Genomic DNA, 17270 nt, shown 5'->3' with positions numbered 1-17270 from the left:
GGAGTACCCATGACGCGCCGCCTTGCAGCCGTAGCCCTCGTTCTTCTCCTCCCGATCGGCATGGCCGCCTGCAGCTCCCAGTCCAAAGCCGACGCCTGCGCAGAGATCGAGAAGGCCCGCAACGCTGTCCTGGAGCAGTCCGATTCCCTGGATTCGGCAACCGACGCTGACGATTTCAGAAGCAAGATGGATCTCTTCGTGGGCATCTACAAGGACGCCGCCAACAATGTGTCCAACAAGGAGGTGTCGGCGGCATACAAGGATGTGCTTGCCGACCTCGATAAGATCAACGAGGCGATGGGCGCTGAAACGTTCGATTACTATTCCGACGAGATGCTGGCCCTCACGCAGGATCTGACCGAGCACGGTGACAAGCTCAACGAGCTGTGCGGCTTCTCATGGGATCGATGACGTTCCGCTGACAGTCTCGCTATCCACGCCCAGGCACTGTCGACCACCTCGACATGGCGGATAGTCGCAGCATGAGAGGGCCTGTACCGCGTCTGCGAAAGACGATAGACTCTCGGCGTACCGTCATCACAGCCCCTAGGAACGTTCTCATGAAACGGCGCATTCTCGCAGCTACTCTCGTTCTCCTCTTCCCGCTCGGCATGGCCGCCTGCGGCTCCCAATCCAAGGCGGCCGCCTGTCGCGAAATCGACAATGCTGTGACTAGCGCCAACAAGCAGGCGGAAAAGAAAGGGCAGACCACCAGCAGAGATCCGAAGGTCCTCAGGGACCGGATGGCTGACCTGACATCTTCCTACAAGAAGGCCTCAAAAAAGGTCAAGAACAAGAAGGTTAAGCCTGTTTTTCAGAGCTTTATCGCTGACATGGAGAGGATCATCGAGCTCTACGACGACGGCGATACCATGTTCTCTTCCAAGGAGTTCGACAGTGCCATGACAGACATGGAGAATCACGGGAAGAAACTCAGCGACCTGTGCGGCTTCGGATGGGACATTGGAAGCTGACGCGCCAATGACGACGCCGTCGAGTCTATCGGAAGGGACAATCCGAGGCCTGCAACCTGCATTGGGATTTCAATAACTAGCAGTCAGTAGACGCACGCAGCATCACCTGCTTTTTTGAAACGCGGTAAGCTGTCACTGCTTCAACCCACATCACATCAAGGAGTATTCCCATGAAGCGTCGCATCGCTGCAGCCCTTCTCGTCACCCTGCTTCCCCTCGGCATGGCCGCCTGTGGATCTCAGTCCAAGGCCGACGCCTGCAAGGAGGTCCAGGGCGCTGCCACCAAGGTCGTCGAGGACTTCTCTGCCTCCAGCGCGGCACTGACGGACCCGCAGGCGCTGAAGGATCAGATGGCCAAGACTGCCGATACCTTCAGGGAAGCCGCCAAGAAGGTCAGCAACAAGGAGGTCAAGGACGTTCTTGATCCCTACGTGGAGTCCCTGGACAAGCTCAAGGACATGGATCCCGCCGGCGCAATGAGCGGCGACACGGAATACTCCGCCGCCGTGAGCGATGCCTCCACGAAGGCGAACGCGCTCGCCTCCCTGTGCGGCATCAGCAACGGCCTCAACAAGTGACACCGCTGACGTCGTCAGGCGTGTGAGGGAGGGATGACCCAATGGGTCATCCCTCCCTCACGTGTGTCGCCCGCTGCCCGACCTGTTAGTGCGGTCAGCACCCGGCCCAGCCACGGCCTCGTCATTCCAGGCCCGAGCGCACACACTGCCCCTCACCGATGAGGGCACCGCTTCGCGCCTGTCTCATCGCGCCCCGGGTCTTGAGTCTGCCAGGTGACTATCACTAAACTAAGGGTATGCACAGTGCCGCGCCGACCACACGCCCCGCCTCCGCACGCGCCCCGATGACATCCCAGGGCAACACGCGCGGGCGCCCCCACAAGCACCCACAGACGCGGCAGCACAAGAGTTCCCGCATGCGCGAATTACAGCGCAAGGGCTGGATCTCCGACCAGCACGGCGCATGGACGATGATGGCCCTCCCACCGCTGCTCGGATGGGCACTGTCCCTGACCTTCGTATGGATGGTCGTCCTCATGCTGGTGGCGTGGGCGATGGCGTTCCAGTTGTTCTCGGCCGTGTGCCTGTGGGTCAAGACTCCCGCCAAGCGCCGCGGTCGCATCGTGCCCGCGATCCTGACCTACAGCGTCCTCGCAGCCGTTCCCGGCATCACCCTCCTGGCGATGCGCCCGCAGCTACTGTGGTGGGCAATCGCGTTCGCTCCCTTAGCCTCGTCCGCGCTCTTCCTCGTATGGAAGGGGCGCGAACGCTCCCTGGGTGCCCGCGCGGCCTCGATTCTGGCGGGCGGCATCATGGGTCCCGTCGCTTTCTCGCTGGCGACAGCAGATGGCTCGCCGACGGCGGTGACCCCGCACGCGTGGGCAGCATGCACGGTGTTCACGCTGCACTATGTTGGCACGGTGCCGCTGGTGCGCTCGATGATCCGTGGCCGCAAGGACTCGCGCTGGGCCACGGGGGCGGTACTGTTTCACGCTTGTTGCACGCTCGGCGTGACCGCAGCGTGGTGGTTCGGCGCGCTATCGATGTGGCCCGTTCTCGTGTGGGTGTGCCTGACGGCGCGCGCGTGGGTGATGCCGACGCTGAGCCGAACCCGCCAGCGTCCCCTCTCCCCCAGGTTGATCGGCTTCACCGAGATCGCTTGGTCGGCTCTGCTGTTCGTGGTGTTGCTGGTCCCGTAACCGCATCCGCCTCCTGCGTGGGCGTGTCCGACTGGTCGGGCGCGCCCACGCGTTAACAGGTACCTACGCACCGATTTCGTGGGTTCGCGCGAACTCGGCGGCCACCGAATAGAAGAGGTCATTCTGCTCGCGGCTGCCCACGGAGACGCGCACGCCTTCGCGGAAGGGACGCACGATGAGGCCGACGCGGGCGCATTCGTCGACGAGGCCGTAGACGTTTCCGCGCAGCAGGTAGAAGTTCGACTGTGTGTCGGGGATATCGTATCCGAGGTCGCGCAGGGCGGGAACGATACGTTCGCGTTCAGCGACGATGTCGGCAACCGCGCACTGAACACCCTCGGCGTCTGTGAGCGAGGCCAGGGCGGCGGCGAGCGCAAGGGAGTTGACGCCGAAGGGCACGAGGAGGGACTGAATCGCGCCGATGACCTCGGCATCGCCGATCGCGTAGCCGACGCGCACGCCAGCCAGGGCGTGTGCCTTGGAGAAGGTCCGCATGACAACAACGTTGGGGTGGGTCTCGATGAGCGGGACTGCGGTGCGCACGCCGGGTTTGGTCGCAAAATCGATGTAGGCCTCGTCGACGATGATCATGACGTCGTCGGGAACGTCCGCGACGAAGGCGGCGATGTCCTCATAGGTCAGGGCAGGACCCGTCGGGTTGTTAGGCGAGCACACGATGACCGCGACAGTGTCGGCCGTGATGGCTTCGTGCATCGCGACGAGGTCGTGGCTGCCATCCGGGAGGAGTGGCACGGGAACGGGGTCGGCCCCCACGGTCGGGACGGCGATCGGGTAGGACTCGAAGGAACGCCACGGGAAGACGACCTGGGTGCCCGGCTGGCACACGGCCGACAGTGCGGCCACGAGGATCGCCGAGGAGCCGGTGCCGACGCACACTTGGTCGGCACCCACGCCGAAGCGGTTCCCGAGGGCCTGGCGCAGGGGCGCAGCGGTCAGGTCGGGGTAGCGGTTGATCGTCTGAAGTTCGCGGGCGATCGCTTCCAAGACGGCGGGGCTGGGCGGGGTCGGCATCTCATTGGATGAGATTTTGACGGCGTCGGGCGCCGACTTGCTGGGCTTGTAGCGTGGCAGGGACAAAACGGCAGGTCGAAAGCGCAAGTTAGTCATGCGTGTAGTCCTATCCCATGGGGGTGCGCCATGCAAGCAACGTCCCACTGCGCAAGAATGAACAAATGGATTTCATTGCTCGACTTGTTGCCACGATGGTCGGACTGTGGGTCACGACCCTCCTTGTTCCGTCGATCTCCATCACGTCGACGACGGCATCGGAGACCGTCATTGCCCTGGCGGTCATCGCCTTCGTGTTCACCCTGGTGAACTCGATTATCAAGCCCGTCATCAAGACGCTGGCGTTCCCTCTGTACCTCCTCACGTTCGGCCTGTTTGCACTGGTGACCAACTCGCTGCTCTTCGCGCTGACCGGCTGGCTGTCCACGTCGCTGGGCATTCCCATGACGACGGGCGGATTCCTGTCCTGCCTGGCGGGCGCGGTTATCACGTCGCTGGTTGCCTCCGTCGTGTCGGGCGTCCTGCGGGACAAGAAGGCCGACCGCGACTGAGCTGGCTTCCCCTTTCTCGAGGCGCATCACTTGTCGGTGATGCGCCTCGTTTGGTAGTGGTGGATCGTGGTCTGGGTGCGCTCGGTGAGGCCGAGCGCGTGGGTGCGGCGGGCCTCGGCGACCGCGAGTGCGCCAAGGCCCGGGTCGGACGAGGCCGCGGCTGCGCTCAGGGAGCTCCTGATCTCATCGACGTAGACGGAGGCGGAGTGTGAGCACGGGACGGGGTCGGAGACGTCGCACGTGGCTTCGTAGTCGCGGAACATGACGGTCGTGACGTTATCCCCCTGTGTGGCGTAGCCGTCGAGGCCTGGGACGATGTCGCCAGAGTTCTCGTAGGACAGGACGGGTACGTCGGCGGGGGCGATGGTGGCCGTTGGGGATCCGGCGGTGACGACGGAGACGACGTTGTAGCGGGAGCGTACGTCCGGGTTTGCGGCGAGTTGGGCGGCCATGATGCCGCCTTGGGAGTGTCCGGCGAATTCGACGGCTTCGCCCGGCGCGATGCCCGCGTCATCCATCGCCTCCTGGATGGCGTAGAGCTGGTCGGAAGCCATGCCGCCCACGCCCTGGAAGTTGGTGAGCATGTCCTGCGGGCCTTTCTTCCCAGCGCCGAAGGACTGCGTGCCGCGGATATCGACGGTCCACGAGCGCGTCTGCGTCCCGTCCTCCCCCGTCGTGACGTGCTCCTCGATGGCGATCTCGCCGTTGTTGGCGTCGCCGCCGTGCATGTCGACGATGTGCTCGATGAGGTCGGCGCTGGTCGGCGCCCCCTCGTAGTGGGTGTCGGGTGCAGCGTCCGGCATCGACGCCAGCGTCGTGGCCTTTCGTTCTTGAAACCTATCGGGCGATAGCCACAGTCCGATCCCGCCAGCGTGGACGCGCGTATGTCCGTCGGCTGCCTTGATTGCGACCCCGTAGCTCGGTCCGCTCCCGAGTCCGCAAGCAGTAAGTCCCAGCACCGTCAGTGCCGCCAAGCCCGAGGCCGGGGCCGTCGATGTGGAGTTGAGGTCCTGGCTGACGCCGAAGAATGAGAGGCCACGCGCAACGTTCCTGAATACGGGTACCGAGTTGACGTCGAGCGCGAAACGGCCGAGGTCACGCTGGAACTGCGCGCCCGACATGTCGTCCTTGTGCACGTAAAACAGGCGGCCGTCGATTCCACCGTTCATCAGATCTCTGACTCCCACGAACGATGCCGCAGAAGGGTTGAGTACCGTCGCCAACCAGGGAACCCCCAGGTAATTTGCCACGTCCTGCTGACTGTGAAAGAGGGCGCTCGACACCGTGCCCGCGAGGCCTCCCGTGGCATAGAACCTGGCCATGCCGAGCAGGGTAAGCTGCGGCCCCGATGCACTGCCGGGAACGGCCTCCCACAGGGAGGCGAAACTATTTGCGTCGTCGTAGGTCAGGGCAGCATCACGCAGCTTCCACAGGAGATCATCGACAGCGGCACCCAGGTCATCCAGGGAACTCAGGGCGGTGTTGATCGCGCTGGTGACGCTGCTTGTATCGAAAGGGACCAGGTCGACTTCCCACTGGGCGCAGGTGAGCGCGGCTTTGGATGGTCCGATTGCGAGTAGCTTCTCGTAGGTGAGCGCCGCGTGCGCGGCGTTCAGTTCGTTCACGTCAACGCTGAAGGCACCGGAGGCAACCGTGACGTGACGATGAGGGTCAAAGGCCACGGTTACCGCCTCCCTAGCAAGTCATCACTGACCGCGGCTGCGGTAGAAGTCAGAACGGTGCCGTAGAGGTCTGCGAGGGTTACTGCCGTGTTGTATCCGTTCGTTACTGCGGCGGCAGTGCTCACGAGGAATGCGGTGGCGTTTGCCTCAAGGGTGGGAACGGCGTCCAGAGCCGCCTGAATATCGTCGAGGACTCCCTGGGCCTGAGCCACGACCTCGTCTTTACGCAAGCGGTAGGAATCGCCTCCCGTGCCCGTCCACTGCGAGCAGGAGGACCCCCTGAGCGCGCATCGCAGAGCATCGACGAGGGCGTAGGCACTGTTAAGGGACACGGAAACGGCGGCTGTATCGATAGGCATGGGGACTCCCTTCAGCGGAAGCGGTGTTGTTACAGGACGCACGCTACGCCCGAGGCCGTGGCTGGTTCTACCCGCACGGACAGCCCTGTGGATAGCGGGCGACACGAACTACCCCCTGTGGATAGACGCCGCCCGCGTTGGTCTGTGGATATCTCACGGAGTCACCGGCACGAATGCGGAGGCGACCCCCTCACCCAGCCCCGGCCTCGTACGTTATCCACGCCACGAATCGCCGAGCGGACTCGATATCCCGAAGGCCCCTCGTTCTGGGAAGATAGGGGTATGAGCGACACGATGACACTCTTCTCCACTGCCCACGGCTATTCGGACCTGGCGGGCGGGGGTGAGCCGCTCAGCCCGCTGGACGGGCGCTACCGCGCGGTCGCCGCGCCCCTGGCGAACTACCTGTCCGAGGCGGGCCTGAACCGCGCGCGCGTGCACGTCGAGATCGAGTGGCTGATTTTCCTGCTCGACAACTCGGTCCTGCCGGGCGCGCCCACGCTGACCGACGCCGAGCGCGACTACCTGCGCGCACTCACGCGTGACTTCGGCGCCGACCACATCAAGCGCCTGGGCGAGTTCGAGGCCGTCACCCGCCACGACGTCAAGGCCGTCGAGTACCTGATCGGCGAATACCTCGAGGCCGCCTCCGACAAGCTGGGCGCGGACACGAATCTGCCGTCCCTGCGCGAGGTCGTCCACATCTTCTGCACCTCCGAGGACATCAACAACCTGGCATACGCGCTGACCATCAAGGCGGCGACCGAGCAGGTGTGGCTGCCCGCGATCCGCGCGCTCCTTGATCGCCTGCGTGGCCTCGCCGAGGCCGGGGCGGCCGTCCCGATGCTGGCGCACACGCACGGCCAGCCGGCGACCCCCGTGACGGTCGGCAAGGAGATGGCGGTGTTCGCGCACCGTCTGTCGCGCCAGATCACGCGCGTCGAGGCCACGGAGTACCTGGGCAAGATCAACGGCGCGACGGGCACGTGGGCCGCGCACGTCGTGTCGGTGCCGGGCGCGGATTGGCCGACGCTGGCCCGCTCGTTTGTGGAGGGCCTGGGCCTGACGTGGAACCCACTGACCACGCAGATCGAGTCGCACGACTGGCAGGCCGAGCTGTACGCGGATGTGGCGCGCGCGGGCCGCATTGCCCACAACCTGGCGACGGACGCGTGGACCTACATTTCGATGGATTACTTCCACCAGAACCTGGCGGCGCAGGGCTCGACGGGCTCGTCGACGATGCCGCACAAGGTCAACCCGATCCGCTTCGAGAACGCGGAGGCAAACCTGGAGGTGTCGAACGCGCTGCTGGATTCCCTGGGCACGACGCTGGTGACCAGCCGCATGCAGCGCGACCTGACGGATTCGACGACGCAGCGCAACGTGGGCGTCGCGTTCGGTCACGCGGTGCTGGCCTACGACAACCTGGTGCGCGGCCTGGATGGCATCGAGATCAACGCAGCTCGTATGGCGGCCGACCTGGACGCGAATTGGGCGGTGCTCGGCGAGGCCGTCCAGCAGGCGATGCGCGCCGCCGCAATCGCGGGCGCGACCGGCATGGCGAACCCGTACGAGCGCCTCAAGGAGCTGACGCGCGGCCACGAGGTGGGCGCGGAAGACATGCGTGAGTTCATCGCGGGCCTGGGTCTGCCGGCCGAGGTGGAGGAACGCCTCCTCGCGCTGACCCCCGCAACCTACATCGGCCTGTCCGAGCGCCTGGCGCGCTGGGAGGCCTGAGCTTCACCGGTTGGGGCGGCGGGTGCGCGGTTGGTCCGCGCCTCGCCGCCTTTCCCGTTTCTGCCCTGTATCGACGAGGCCGGGGCGGGTTTACGAGCCCGACTGGGCGCCGGACTGGGGGGTGACGTTAGCACCCGGTGTCAGCGTAGGAACCGGATGCAGATCCGGGTTCGTGTTGTCACTGACCGTCACATGCACGCCCGGGAACGCCTCCTCCACCGACGGCAGAACGAACTGACCGGGATCATCCAGGGGCTTATCCGTCGGCAAACACGCGGAGCGCGACCTCACGGCGATAGACTCCTCCGAAAACTTGAACTCGACAAGGCCGCCATAGTTGTCGATCAGCTGAATACCCCGAGTAGCATCCCTATCGATTTGCCTGTCAACCTGCACGGCCACCGCCCAATCGGGTTTGTTTTCTGTCACCAGTTTCTCGAGCCCTTCAAAGGACATCGACGGAGCCACCGTGGTGTAGCCAACCACCCGATACCCCTGGGTATCACCAGTGCCACACACCTGTACGTACGGCAGGCCCATCACCGTCAGCTCACCACCGGTCTCGGCAGCCACCGGCACAGCCATGCGCGATATCTCCGGCAGCTGACGGCTGATGTATTCCTCAATGCTCACACGCTCAGGAAAAGGAACGAACTCAGCATCGCGTGACTTGGCTGCATGACACCCACCCAACACGGCCACCACCACGACGCACCACGCACCCACGCGTGCCGGGGTCCATTTCTTTGCCATGTTCATTCCCCCGACTGCGCTCCGGACTGCCCCCCCGACTGCGGACGCAACTCAGGATTCTCACCGCCGTTATCGTCATAGGCCTGCACGATTGTCAGATTCGGAAACATCTCTTCGGGGCTAGGCAGCGGATAAGACGAGCGCGGGACGTCCGGATCGAGAGGCTGGGACGGGAACATACACCCCGAATACAAACTAATGATAATGCGGTCATGAGCCTCGTGGTGATAGAAAATCAGACTATTCCCGTAGCCATCCCCGACAGTAACCGTGCGAGAGTTGAGTTTATCTCTGCGTACCGGATCCCACGAATATCCGAAGCCGTTACGCTGCGCCCCCTCCACGACAATCCGACGCAAATCCTCATAATCGATCGCAGGAATATACATCGTCATCCACTGGATTTCCATGTCGGTCGTGTCCGTCGTTGCGCAACCGTCAACTCGATTCTTGCCACTGACTCCTAGCACGCCACCGGACTCGACGACGACCTCCTCGATGATGCCCAGATACCGGGGCAGGGTATCCCTGATGTGAACCTCCGTCGTCTGCCCCTCGGAGATCGGGATACTCCCACTGCTGCGACCAAAATACAGTTCAGCATCATCCGGCAGGCTCGGAATACACGCCGCCAGAACCAGAGAGGCGCAGGCAGCACCCAGTAGCGTGACCAGCTGTTTCCGACTCATTACCTCTCCCTCTTATCCGCAATGACCTTGCCGATGTCTTCAAGAGAGTTGTTATGCTGGCCATCTTTCGCCTTATAGAAATACGCGGAGTGATTCGCATATTTGCCGGCGTTTGGATCTGAGTTGTATCCGTCTCCCCCGGTCGCGTCACCCGAGAGGTGCCCGATGCCCTCCAGCTCCTTGGGGTCGCGACCGAAGTAACCATCGAGCCCCATCCCCTGCACCTCGTCGTGTAGCGGAATCGCCGACACCCAGACGTGTTCGGGGTCTACCCCCAGCGTCCCGACAGAATTCACCGCTGAGCCCGGGGAACCCGTGTACACGAAGTCATCGACGACGCCCTCTCCAATATCACGCATCGCGAAGCCGCCCGTCAGGGACCCATAGGAATGCGTGACCGGAGTTTGGTGCACATCCATTCCCCGCTCTGAGCGCCACGAGTGGATTCCTGTCAGGAAGCCGTTCAGCTTCTCAGCTCCGGCCTGTGCCTTGCCTGGAGACGCGACAGACAGGTCCCCTGTCTCTGGACCCGGCGGCGCTTCGTACCCCATCCACGCGACCGCTGCGACACTTCCTTTTTCTGCATCACCCGCATTCTCCGCTGCGTCGATCAAGTTACGCGCGTACCTCAAGTTGAGGTCAGTACTCTTACGACACGACGTGGTCATACCCGGAACGAAGGTCGTTACATGCTTTGCGTTATCGACATCTCCAATAGCAAGAGCTGCGAGAACATTCTTCCCTGGCTCCCCAGCCTGCAAGGTAACAAGTGATACGTCCGAATCCGCTTGAAGTGCCTTATCAAGCGCCTCTAGATCCTGCATGCGAATTCTTGCAGGCTCCCTACGCCTCCCGAGCTCTTGTAATTTCGGCGAGACGACGCCCCGAGTAGCTTCTTGCTCCGCCTTAAACTCTGCTTCTAATTCATTGTATTCTTGCCGAGCCTGCTCAAGAAGGCCGGTTCCCGCGATACGGTTTCCCGCAGCGTCTCGGCGCCCATAGAGTACAAGGTCGTTTGCCTTGGCCCGCGATGCCATATCAATGCCGTCCAGGTTGCCGTATTTCTCGGGATCCTTGTTGATCAGCGCCTCGCGCTCGGAATCGGAAAGCAGCTTCCACCACACGGAGACTTCCTCGGGGCTCCACGAGGGGTCGGCATCATTTGCCAGGCCCGCGGACTCCGAGTGGCGTCCCTCGGACATAGTGTACTGCCCGTCGGCCAGAGCCTTATATCGGGGCCCCACCGTTTCCTCGGCTTCCGTCGCAATTCTCACTGCATCGTCAACACAATCGCGTAGCTCAGCAAACTTACTCGCTACCGGCTCGAACCTCATTTCAGGCAGTGACGGTTGAACAACACCACTCTCCGGAATGTCATACCCAACTTCTGCCGCAACCTCCCACGCGGACTCCCTCTTTGCGACGACGCGACTCACGTACCCGTGCAGCTCCGCAGTCGCCAGCGCATATTCGGTGAGTTCGTTGATGCGCGAGTCCAGCCTGTCCTGGATCGCGGAGAGCTGCTGACGCATCTGGTCCGGCCCCTGCCCCTCGGATCGGATGTCATTCGCGGCATACTCAAGGTCGTCAACAATCTCGCGCGCGGTGCGTAGCGCGTCCTCGATTGTCTGCTGCGCCTCGTTCACATAGTCGCTGCGCCATTCTTGGATATCGGCCCAGGTCACCGTCATTGTGCCACCCTCATCTCTGCCAGGTCAGCACCGGTCAGCCCTCTCCTGCCGTGCGGGGTGACGTCGAAGGACACAGCAGAATCGTTCTCATTGGCCGCGTAGGCGTGTATCGAGTCATTCACGGAGGCAGAATAGTCGCGCAGATCCCGGATAATGGTGCTGACGTTAGAGTCGATTTTGTCAGCCGCGGCGTGCCCCCGCGTCGCCAGTTCTCCCCCGCCAAGCGCGGATGACAAGAAGCCCCCCGCCGTCGCGACCGTCACCGGCTCCAGGTCGTCAGCGCTTCCATTCGTGCGGTCGCGCAGGACTTCGAGGTCCCCCTCTTCGATAATCAGATCGCCAGCCATACGGTCCTCCTTGCCCACATCATCAACAGTGATACAGGAGACACTACCAAGGGGTCGCAGATCGGGCAAGAGTGTTATACAATAACCACAAGTGGGCTACGGCCTCCAGGCGGGGTCACAGTCGGGCGCGCCATAGCGCGCGTACAGCTCGTCGGGGCGCGCGATCTCGTCTTCGAAGCCCAGCGCCGTCATGTCAACAACCACCTCGGTCTGAGCGCCGGGAGCCCCCACATGTTTCCCATCGGAGCGCTCATCATCGGCTTGAACACCGTCTCGAGCCAAGAGGATGCGGGCACGCACACTCACGGGAGCCATCTCGGGATTGTTCCACGCCGCAGCGGTGACGGCGTCCAGTGCCTGGGCCGCAATCTCGATGTTTGTCAGCTCATCCGACGCCGGGGCGACCACGTCGATCGACACCAGGGAGGGGCGCCCGAAGCCCTCGCCGACCTCCACGTTGACGACGCGGCGCTCACCGGCCGTGCGCTCACCGGCCACCTGTTCACCGAAGTCAGCCCCGGCCTCGTCGATGAACGTCTCCGGGAAGGCTGCCTCCAGCGCCGAGGACACCAGTTCCACGAAGCGCTGCGTGCGTCCGGTTCCCCTCGTCGAGGCCAGCGCCCGCCAGGCGATGCCGGCGCCAATCGCGCCCACGCCGAGCGCGCCGATCACGAGCGGCCCGGCGATCTGCGGGAGCTGACCGCGCAGGCCGGACGCGGCGGCCTTGTTGACGGGGGTCGAGACGCGCATCCAGCGGCGCACCTCGCGCAGGGGGGCGTGATGCTCGTTCATGAGCGGTCCTTTCTGAAGGGGACGAGAGCGCGCAGCGCGGTGCCGAGCGCAAAGGTACGGCGACGCCGGGCGCGGGCGACGCGCGGTAGGCGCGGCACCGTGGTCACGTAGTCCATGGGATAGGTGGCAGCCGCGTACGCGCCGCCTCGCTCGAGCGCGGCAACCGTGTCCCACGCAGCCTCGGCGGTGGGGGTCAGGATGTCCTGCCAGATCTCGTAGTGCATGACGCGCGTGGCCTCCCCCGGCGTGGGCAGGAAATCCTGCAGCGCCGCCATCGTCGAGGCCAACCGGCCCCACGGGGTCACGCGCACCTTGCGCTCAAGGAGGCGCACGGTCTCCGTGTAGGTCGACGACGAGTGCGCGTAGTAGAGGGGGCGGGTCCGAGGCCGCACGAGGCTCCGTCCGACGGTGACGCGCCGGTCGGGGGCACGGTCGGGCGAGCCGTCGAGGCTCGGCATGACATCTTGGTCATGGTTGACGGCCACGGTCACCACATCGGGACGTACGCGGATGCGGCGGTTAGGGCCGCCCGTGGACAGGATGCCCGCGACGTTCACCCCGGCCTCGTGCGGTGGGACCGAGGCGAGCGCGGCGGCGACGACCCCGCCCTGGGAGTGACCGCAGATGAGGACGGGTTCGACCGACCAGCGTTTCGCGGGGACGCCGTCGCGTGCCATGGCGGCGTGCAGAGCGCGAACGACGCCCACCGTCATCGAGCTTTCCAGGCCGAGCATGAGACGGATGTTCGTTTCGATGTCGGCCGGATTGTTCGTCGAACAGAAGGCCATGGACTCGGTACCAACCAGGGAGAGGAGCCATCGGCGGGCCTCACCCTCGCCGACGCGCGTGATCTTGACGGCGGGACCGATCGTGCGCGACCAGTAGAGCTCGTCGATGTCGGCGCACATGTCGGACAGGATCGCAGGGGCGTCCACTCGGCGGATCTGCGCCTCGGGGTGGCCGGGCAGCGGATCCTGGAAGGCTGGGTCGGCCTCGGAGTCGCGCAGGAGATTCACGTGGACTTCACCGCCGCGCAGCGCGCCCACCGCCGTGCCGACCGTGAGCATGCCCGTCATGAGGGCGTCGTATCCGCGCCTGGGGATGAGGGGAATCATGCGGGCCATGCGCCCATCCCTGTCGGCGCCGACCGCGATGACCGCGTTCGCCCACACGCGCCCGACACTCGCGGTGCGGCGCGCCACGTGTGAGAGGGAGCGGATGAGGAGTGTATCGAGGCCGGGGTTATCGAAGAAGATGCGCTGGGACTTTTCAGAGATCGCGGTACCCATGTCGTCGGAGAGGGAACGCGCGCGAGCACGCACGTCCTCGGGCAACGCGGGGATTTCGGCGAGGCTGCCGACGACAACCGTGGCCGCGAGCGCGGGCAGGACGGGGGCGACTTTGAGGCGTAGGTACAGGCCGGAATAGGCCTGGGGGACGCGGCGGATCGCACGATAGCGTCGGCGCGAGCGTCGCTTCATGTCCCCTCCTAGCGGTCCGTCCTGACTCCACCCTACGGGGGTTTGCGAGTTGGGCGCGAGGGGATGTGACCCCATGAACGAGACGCACCCTTGACAGATATACCCCCTAGGGGTACTCTCGTTGGCATGAGCACCGAGCACGGCTACCACGGCAACACCGAGAACCACCTCGCGCGCCTGCGCCGCATCGAGGGTCAGGTGCGCGGCCTACAGCGCATGATCTCGCAGGGCGAGTACTGCATCGACATCCTCACGCAGGTCTCCGCCGTCAAGTCGGCCATCGACTCCGTCGCGGTCAACCTGCTCAAAGACCACATGAACCACTGCGTCGTCACTGCGGCGCGCGAATCAGACGAGGCCGCCCAGGCCAAAGTCGACGAGGCGGCGGCGGCCATCGCGCGCCTCATCAAGTCCTAACCACAAGGAGACACCATGACCACCGAAATCGATCGCACCATCGAGCTGTCCGTCGACGGCATGACCTGCGGCCACTGCGTGATGAGCGTCAAAGAAGAGCTGGGCGAGATCCCCGGCGTGAAGAACGTCGACGTCATCCTCAACTCGGGCGCCACCTCCAAGGTGACCGTCCTGACCGACACGCCCCTGGATGACGCGGCGCTAGGCGACGCCGTCTCCGAGGCCGGCTTCACGCTGACCGGCATCTCGCGCGACTTCTGAGGACTTCCACGCCTCACCGACGAGGCCGGGGCACCTCCCCCGGCCTCGTTTCCTTTCACTTGTTCCATACCCCCGGAGGGTACCTATGTCCACTGATTCCGTGACGCACGACCACACAGCTACCGCCTCTTCGCACGGGGCATCCCAGGCCTCGGCCCCCACCCCCCAGGTGGGCGAGGGCACCCGCGCCCACGCCGCCGACCTGCGCGCTCGCCTCATCGTCTCCGCGCCCCTCGGCATCCTCGCGATGCTCCTGTCGATGGTGCCCGCGTGGCAGTTCACGGGGTGGCAGTGGGTCGTCGCTGCGGCCTCGATCCCGGTGGTCACGTGGGGCGCGTGGCCCTTCCACCGGGCGGCCTTCGCGGCGGGGCGCCACGGATCGACGACGATGGACACGCTGGTCTCCCTCGGCGTCATCTCCTCGACGCTGTGGAGCTGGTGGGCACTGCTGTGGGGCGGGGCCGGAGAGCTCGGCATGCGCATGCACATGAGCCTGATACCGCGCGCGGCGCACGCCGGCCACGCGGAGATCTACTTCGAGGGCGCGTGCATGATCGTCGTGTTCCTGCTGACGGGACGCTACATGGAGGCGCGCGCACGCTACCGCGCGGGCGACGCGCTGCGTTCGCTGCTGAGCATGGGCGCGAAGGAGGCGACGCTCGTGAGCGTCGACCCCGCGACCGGCGAGCGCTCCGAGAAGGTCGTGCCCGCCTCGTCCCTGCAGGTCGGCGACCTGTTCGCGGTGCGCCCGGGCGAGAAGGTGGCAACCGACGGCGTCATCGTCGAGGGTTCCTCCGCCCTGGACACCTCGCTCCTGACGGGCGAGTCCGTGCCCGTGGACGCCGCCCCCGGCGACGCGGTGACGGGTGCGACCGTCAACACGTGGGGGTCCCTGCTGGTGCGCGCCACGCGCGTCGGCTCGGACACGACGCTCGCGCAGATGGGGCGCATGGTCGCCGAGGCCCAGGCGGGTAAGGCGCCCGTCCAGCGACTCGCGGACCAGATCTCCGGCGTGTTCGTGCCGATCGTCATCCTCGTTTCCCTGCTGACGCTCGGGGGCTGGCTGCTCGCGGGCGGCGGCGTGCAGGCGGCGTTCACGGCGGCCGTCGCCGTCCTGGTCGTGGCGTGCCCGTGCGCGCTCGGCCTGGCCACGCCCACCGCGATCCTCGTCGGGTCGGGGCGCGCCTCGCAGCTGGGCATCCTCATCAAGAACGCGGAAATTCTCGAGCAGACGCGCTCGATCGACACGATGCTGCTGGACAAGACGGGCACGGTCACCACGGGCGTCATGTCCCTCGAGTCGGTCGCGCTTCCCTCTGCGGGCGACTCTCCCGAGGCGGACGAGGCCTCGGCCCTGTCCCTCGCAGCCTCCGTCGAGGCCCTGTCCGAGCACCCGGTCGCCCGCGCGATCACGTCGGGTGCATCCTCCCGGGGTCTCTCTCTCGTCCCCGTGACCGCGTTCGCGAACCAGCCCGGACTCGGCGTCGTCGGCCTCACCGCCCGCGGCGGCGTGCTGGTCGGCCGCCCGTCGTGGCTGGCTTCCCTGGGCGTGGACGTGCCCGCTTCACTCCTCGATGCCGTGCGCGAGGCCGAGGCCTCGGGCGCCTCCGCGGTCGTCGCGGCTCTCGCGCCGAACCTGGGTTCCGCAGAATCTCGCACTGACGGCCCCGGCGCCGCGCGCGTGACCGCCGACTCGGCCATCACGACCCCGCAGGCCACCGCCGGATCCGTCGCACTCCCCGGCCCGGACGCCGAGCTGCCCCTCGCGACCCTCACCATGAGCGTGGGCGGCATGACCTGCGCGTCCTGCGTGCGCCGCGTCGAACGCAAGCTCGGCAAACTCGACGGCGTAAGCGCCGAGGTCAACCTCGCCACCGAATCCGCGCGCATCACGCTCACCGCGCCGCACAGCAACGAGGAGCTCGAGGCCGTCGTGACCGCGGCAGGGTACTCCGGCCAGATCACCTCGCGCAGCGAGGCCGCGACCGCCGATGGCGCACCCGTTTCCGGTGACAGCGCGACCGGGGATACCGGTACCCCCACCCGGGGCACCACCGACCAGGGCACCGGAGAGCGGGAGGGCGCCCCGGCCTCGTCCCTGGTGATTCCCGAGCGCGTCGAGGGTCGCGCGATCGCCGCGCTCGTCGTGCGCGACACGGTCAAAGAGTCGTCGGCTGATGCGATTGCTCAGCTGCGCGAGCTCGGCATCGAGCCGATCCTGCTGACGGGCGATAACGAGGCCGCGGCCCAACACGTCGCGCGTCAGGTGGGCATCGAGCGCGTCATCGCGGGAGTCCTGCCCGACGGCAAGCGCGACACTGTCGCCGACCTGCAGGCCGAGGGCCGCACGGTCGCGATGGTCGGCGACGGCGTGAACGACGCGGCCGCCCTCGCGCAGGCGAGCGCGAAGGGCCTGGGCATCGCGATGGGCTCGGGTACGGACGTGGCGATCGAGGTCGCGGACATGACGCTCATGAACTCCTCGCTCACATCGGCGGCGACCGCGATCCGCGTCTCGCGTCGGACGCTGCGCATCATCAAGGAAAACCTGTTCTGGGCGTTCTTCTACAACGTCCTCATGGTGCCGCTCGCAATCGCGGGCCTACTCTCCCCCATGCTGGCGAGCGCCGCGATGGCGTGCTCGTCCGTGTTCGTAGTCCTCAACTCGCTGCGCCTGCGCACAGCCAAGTAGTCGCACAAACGGCACGAGTGCCGCGTGGCCGGACATCCGGCTGCGCGGCACTTTCGGCCCCTACCCCATCGGTGTTCGCCACCTGCAATGCGGGT

General features: G+C 65.4%; 18 protein-coding genes. 9 read left to right on the top strand and 9 right to left on the bottom strand.

Translation table 11 applies throughout. The annotated features are described in order from the left end of the window. The first annotated feature begins 9 nt into the window (after positions 1–9). The 4 genes from O3669_RS08760 (at position 10) to O3669_RS08745 (ending at position 2691) form a co-directional block, all read left to right on the top strand. Positions 10–411: a hypothetical protein gene (locus O3669_RS08760; protein WP_371524410.1), complete on the top strand. Its 402-nt coding sequence runs from the start codon at positions 10–12 to the stop codon at positions 409–411. A 149-nt stretch (positions 412–560) separates the two neighbouring features. Beyond that, positions 561–974: a hypothetical protein gene (locus O3669_RS08755; RefSeq protein ID WP_295918295.1), complete on the top strand. Its 414-nt coding sequence runs from the start codon at positions 561–563 to the stop codon at positions 972–974. A gap of 170 nt (positions 975–1144) precedes the next feature. Beyond that, complete coding sequence (locus O3669_RS08750; protein ID WP_295918297.1) at positions 1145–1552, top strand: hypothetical protein; 408 nt, start codon at positions 1145–1147, stop codon at positions 1550–1552. A 356-nt stretch (positions 1553–1908) separates the two neighbouring features. Then, positions 1909–2691, top strand: a complete 783-nt coding sequence (locus O3669_RS08745; RefSeq protein ID WP_295918299.1) for a YwiC-like family protein — start codon at positions 1909–1911, stop codon at positions 2689–2691. A gap of 63 nt (positions 2692–2754) precedes the next feature. Here O3669_RS08745 and hisC read toward each other — a convergent pair whose 3' ends face one another. Further along, positions 2755–3819, bottom strand: coding sequence for a histidinol-phosphate transaminase (gene hisC, locus O3669_RS08740; RefSeq protein WP_371524409.1), 1065 nt, complete (start codon positions 3817–3819; stop codon positions 2755–2757). Between the two features lie 65 nt (positions 3820–3884). On the opposite strand from hisC, the gene O3669_RS08735 reads away from it, so the two are divergent. Further along, positions 3885–4271, top strand: coding sequence for a phage holin family protein (locus O3669_RS08735; protein ID WP_371524408.1), 387 nt, complete (start codon positions 3885–3887; stop codon positions 4269–4271). 26 nt (positions 4272–4297) lie between these two features. Here the strand turns inward: O3669_RS08735 and O3669_RS08730 are convergent, their stop codons facing one another. Continuing rightward, entirely contained in the window at positions 4298–5953 is a 1656-nt protein-coding gene (locus tag O3669_RS08730; protein WP_371524407.1) for an alpha/beta hydrolase, read from the bottom strand. Positions 5954–5955: 2 nt separating this feature from the next. Beyond that, entirely contained in the window at positions 5956–6312 is a 357-nt protein-coding gene (locus tag O3669_RS08725) for a hypothetical protein (RefSeq protein ID WP_371524406.1), read from the bottom strand. Positions 6313–6594: 282 nt separating this feature from the next. Between O3669_RS08725 and purB the strand changes: the two genes are divergently transcribed. After that, positions 6595–8052 (top strand): adenylosuccinate lyase, encoded by a 1458-nt coding sequence (gene purB, locus O3669_RS08720; protein ID WP_371524405.1) that lies wholly within the window; start codon positions 6595–6597, stop codon positions 8050–8052. A 90-nt stretch (positions 8053–8142) separates the two neighbouring features. On the opposite strand, the gene O3669_RS08715 is transcribed toward purB, so the two are convergent. The 6 genes from O3669_RS08715 to O3669_RS08690 form a co-directional block, all read right to left on the bottom strand. Beyond that, positions 8143–8811, bottom strand: a complete 669-nt coding sequence (locus O3669_RS08715; RefSeq protein ID WP_371524404.1) for a DUF4853 domain-containing protein — start codon at positions 8809–8811, stop codon at positions 8143–8145. After that, on the bottom strand, positions 8808–9494 hold the full coding sequence (locus tag O3669_RS08710; protein ID WP_314768890.1) for a DUF4853 domain-containing protein: 687 nt from the start codon (positions 9492–9494) through the stop codon (positions 8808–8810). The genes O3669_RS08715 and O3669_RS08710 overlap by 4 nt, the downstream gene beginning before the upstream one ends. After that, positions 9494–11185 (bottom strand): alpha/beta hydrolase, encoded by a 1692-nt coding sequence (locus O3669_RS08705; protein ID WP_314768891.1) that lies wholly within the window; start codon positions 11183–11185, stop codon positions 9494–9496. The genes O3669_RS08710 and O3669_RS08705 overlap by 1 nt, the downstream gene beginning before the upstream one ends. Further along, entirely contained in the window at positions 11182–11532 is a 351-nt protein-coding gene (locus tag O3669_RS08700) for a hypothetical protein (protein WP_295918327.1), read from the bottom strand. The genes O3669_RS08705 and O3669_RS08700 overlap by 4 nt, the downstream gene beginning before the upstream one ends. Positions 11533–11628: 96 nt before the next feature. Beyond that, on the bottom strand, positions 11629–12324 hold the full coding sequence (locus tag O3669_RS08695; protein WP_371524403.1) for a pyridine nucleotide-disulfide oxidoreductase: 696 nt from the start codon (positions 12322–12324) through the stop codon (positions 11629–11631). Further along, positions 12321–13805: an alpha/beta hydrolase gene (locus O3669_RS08690; protein WP_371524402.1), complete on the bottom strand. Its 1485-nt coding sequence runs from the start codon at positions 13803–13805 to the stop codon at positions 12321–12323. Before O3669_RS08690 ends, O3669_RS08695 begins: the two co-directional genes overlap by 4 nt. Positions 13806–13931: 126 nt before the next feature. Here O3669_RS08690 and O3669_RS08685 point away from each other — a divergent pair, with 126 nt between their 5' ends. The 3 genes from O3669_RS08685 (at position 13932) to O3669_RS08675 (ending at position 17175) form a co-directional block, all read left to right on the top strand. Continuing rightward, positions 13932–14222, top strand: a complete 291-nt coding sequence (locus O3669_RS08685; protein WP_295918333.1) for a metal-sensitive transcriptional regulator — start codon at positions 13932–13934, stop codon at positions 14220–14222. A 15-nt stretch (positions 14223–14237) separates the two neighbouring features. Continuing rightward, positions 14238–14483 (top strand): heavy-metal-associated domain-containing protein, encoded by a 246-nt coding sequence (locus tag O3669_RS08680; protein WP_371524401.1) that lies wholly within the window; start codon positions 14238–14240, stop codon positions 14481–14483. A gap of 85 nt (positions 14484–14568) precedes the next feature. Further along, on the top strand, positions 14569–17175 hold the full coding sequence (locus tag O3669_RS08675) for an HAD-IC family P-type ATPase (protein WP_371524400.1): 2607 nt from the start codon (positions 14569–14571) through the stop codon (positions 17173–17175). The last annotated feature ends 95 nt before the right edge of the window (positions 17176–17270 follow it).

This window comes from Pauljensenia sp. 20925_1_34 (genome assembly GCF_041432775.1).
Classification (GTDB): Bacteria; Actinomycetota; Actinomycetes; order Actinomycetales; family Actinomycetaceae; genus Pauljensenia.
This window is presented reverse-complemented; position numbering and strand designations above follow the sequence as displayed.

Excerpts from the sequence above, each read along its gene's own strand:
- O3669_RS08760 (WP_371524410.1), top strand. The coding sequence starts at position 10 with ATGACGCGCCGCCTTGCAGCCGTAGCCCTCGTTCTTCTCCTCCCGATC.
- O3669_RS08755 (WP_295918295.1), top strand. The coding sequence starts at position 561 with ATGAAACGGCGCATTCTCGCAGCTACTCTCGTTCTCCTCTTCCCGCTC.
- O3669_RS08750 (WP_295918297.1), top strand. The coding sequence starts at position 1,145 with ATGAAGCGTCGCATCGCTGCAGCCCTTCTCGTCACCCTGCTTCCCCTC.
- O3669_RS08745 (WP_295918299.1), top strand. The coding sequence starts at position 1,909 with ATGCGCGAATTACAGCGCAAGGGCTGGATCTCCGACCAGCACGGCGCA.
- hisC (WP_371524409.1), bottom strand. The coding sequence starts at position 3,819 with ATGACTAACTTGCGCTTTCGACCTGCCGTTTTGTCCCTGCCACGCTAC.
- O3669_RS08735 (WP_371524408.1), top strand. The coding sequence starts at position 3,885 with ATGGATTTCATTGCTCGACTTGTTGCCACGATGGTCGGACTGTGGGTC.
- O3669_RS08725 (WP_371524406.1), bottom strand. The coding sequence starts at position 6,312 with ATGCCTATCGATACAGCCGCCGTTTCCGTGTCCCTTAACAGTGCCTAC.
- purB (WP_371524405.1), top strand. The coding sequence starts at position 6,595 with ATGAGCGACACGATGACACTCTTCTCCACTGCCCACGGCTATTCGGAC.
- O3669_RS08715 (WP_371524404.1), bottom strand. The coding sequence starts at position 8,811 with ATGAACATGGCAAAGAAATGGACCCCGGCACGCGTGGGTGCGTGGTGC.
- O3669_RS08710 (WP_314768890.1), bottom strand. The coding sequence starts at position 9,494 with ATGAGTCGGAAACAGCTGGTCACGCTACTGGGTGCTGCCTGCGCCTCT.
- O3669_RS08705 (WP_314768891.1), bottom strand. The coding sequence starts at position 11,185 with ATGACGGTGACCTGGGCCGATATCCAAGAATGGCGCAGCGACTATGTG.
- O3669_RS08700 (WP_295918327.1), bottom strand. The coding sequence starts at position 11,532 with ATGGCTGGCGATCTGATTATCGAAGAGGGGGACCTCGAAGTCCTGCGC.
- O3669_RS08695 (WP_371524403.1), bottom strand. The coding sequence starts at position 12,324 with ATGAACGAGCATCACGCCCCCCTGCGCGAGGTGCGCCGCTGGATGCGC.
- O3669_RS08690 (WP_371524402.1), bottom strand. The coding sequence starts at position 13,805 with ATGAAGCGACGCTCGCGCCGACGCTATCGTGCGATCCGCCGCGTCCCC.
- O3669_RS08685 (WP_295918333.1), top strand. The coding sequence starts at position 13,932 with ATGAGCACCGAGCACGGCTACCACGGCAACACCGAGAACCACCTCGCG.
- O3669_RS08680 (WP_371524401.1), top strand. The coding sequence starts at position 14,238 with ATGACCACCGAAATCGATCGCACCATCGAGCTGTCCGTCGACGGCATG.
- O3669_RS08675 (WP_371524400.1), top strand. The coding sequence starts at position 14,569 with ATGTCCACTGATTCCGTGACGCACGACCACACAGCTACCGCCTCTTCG.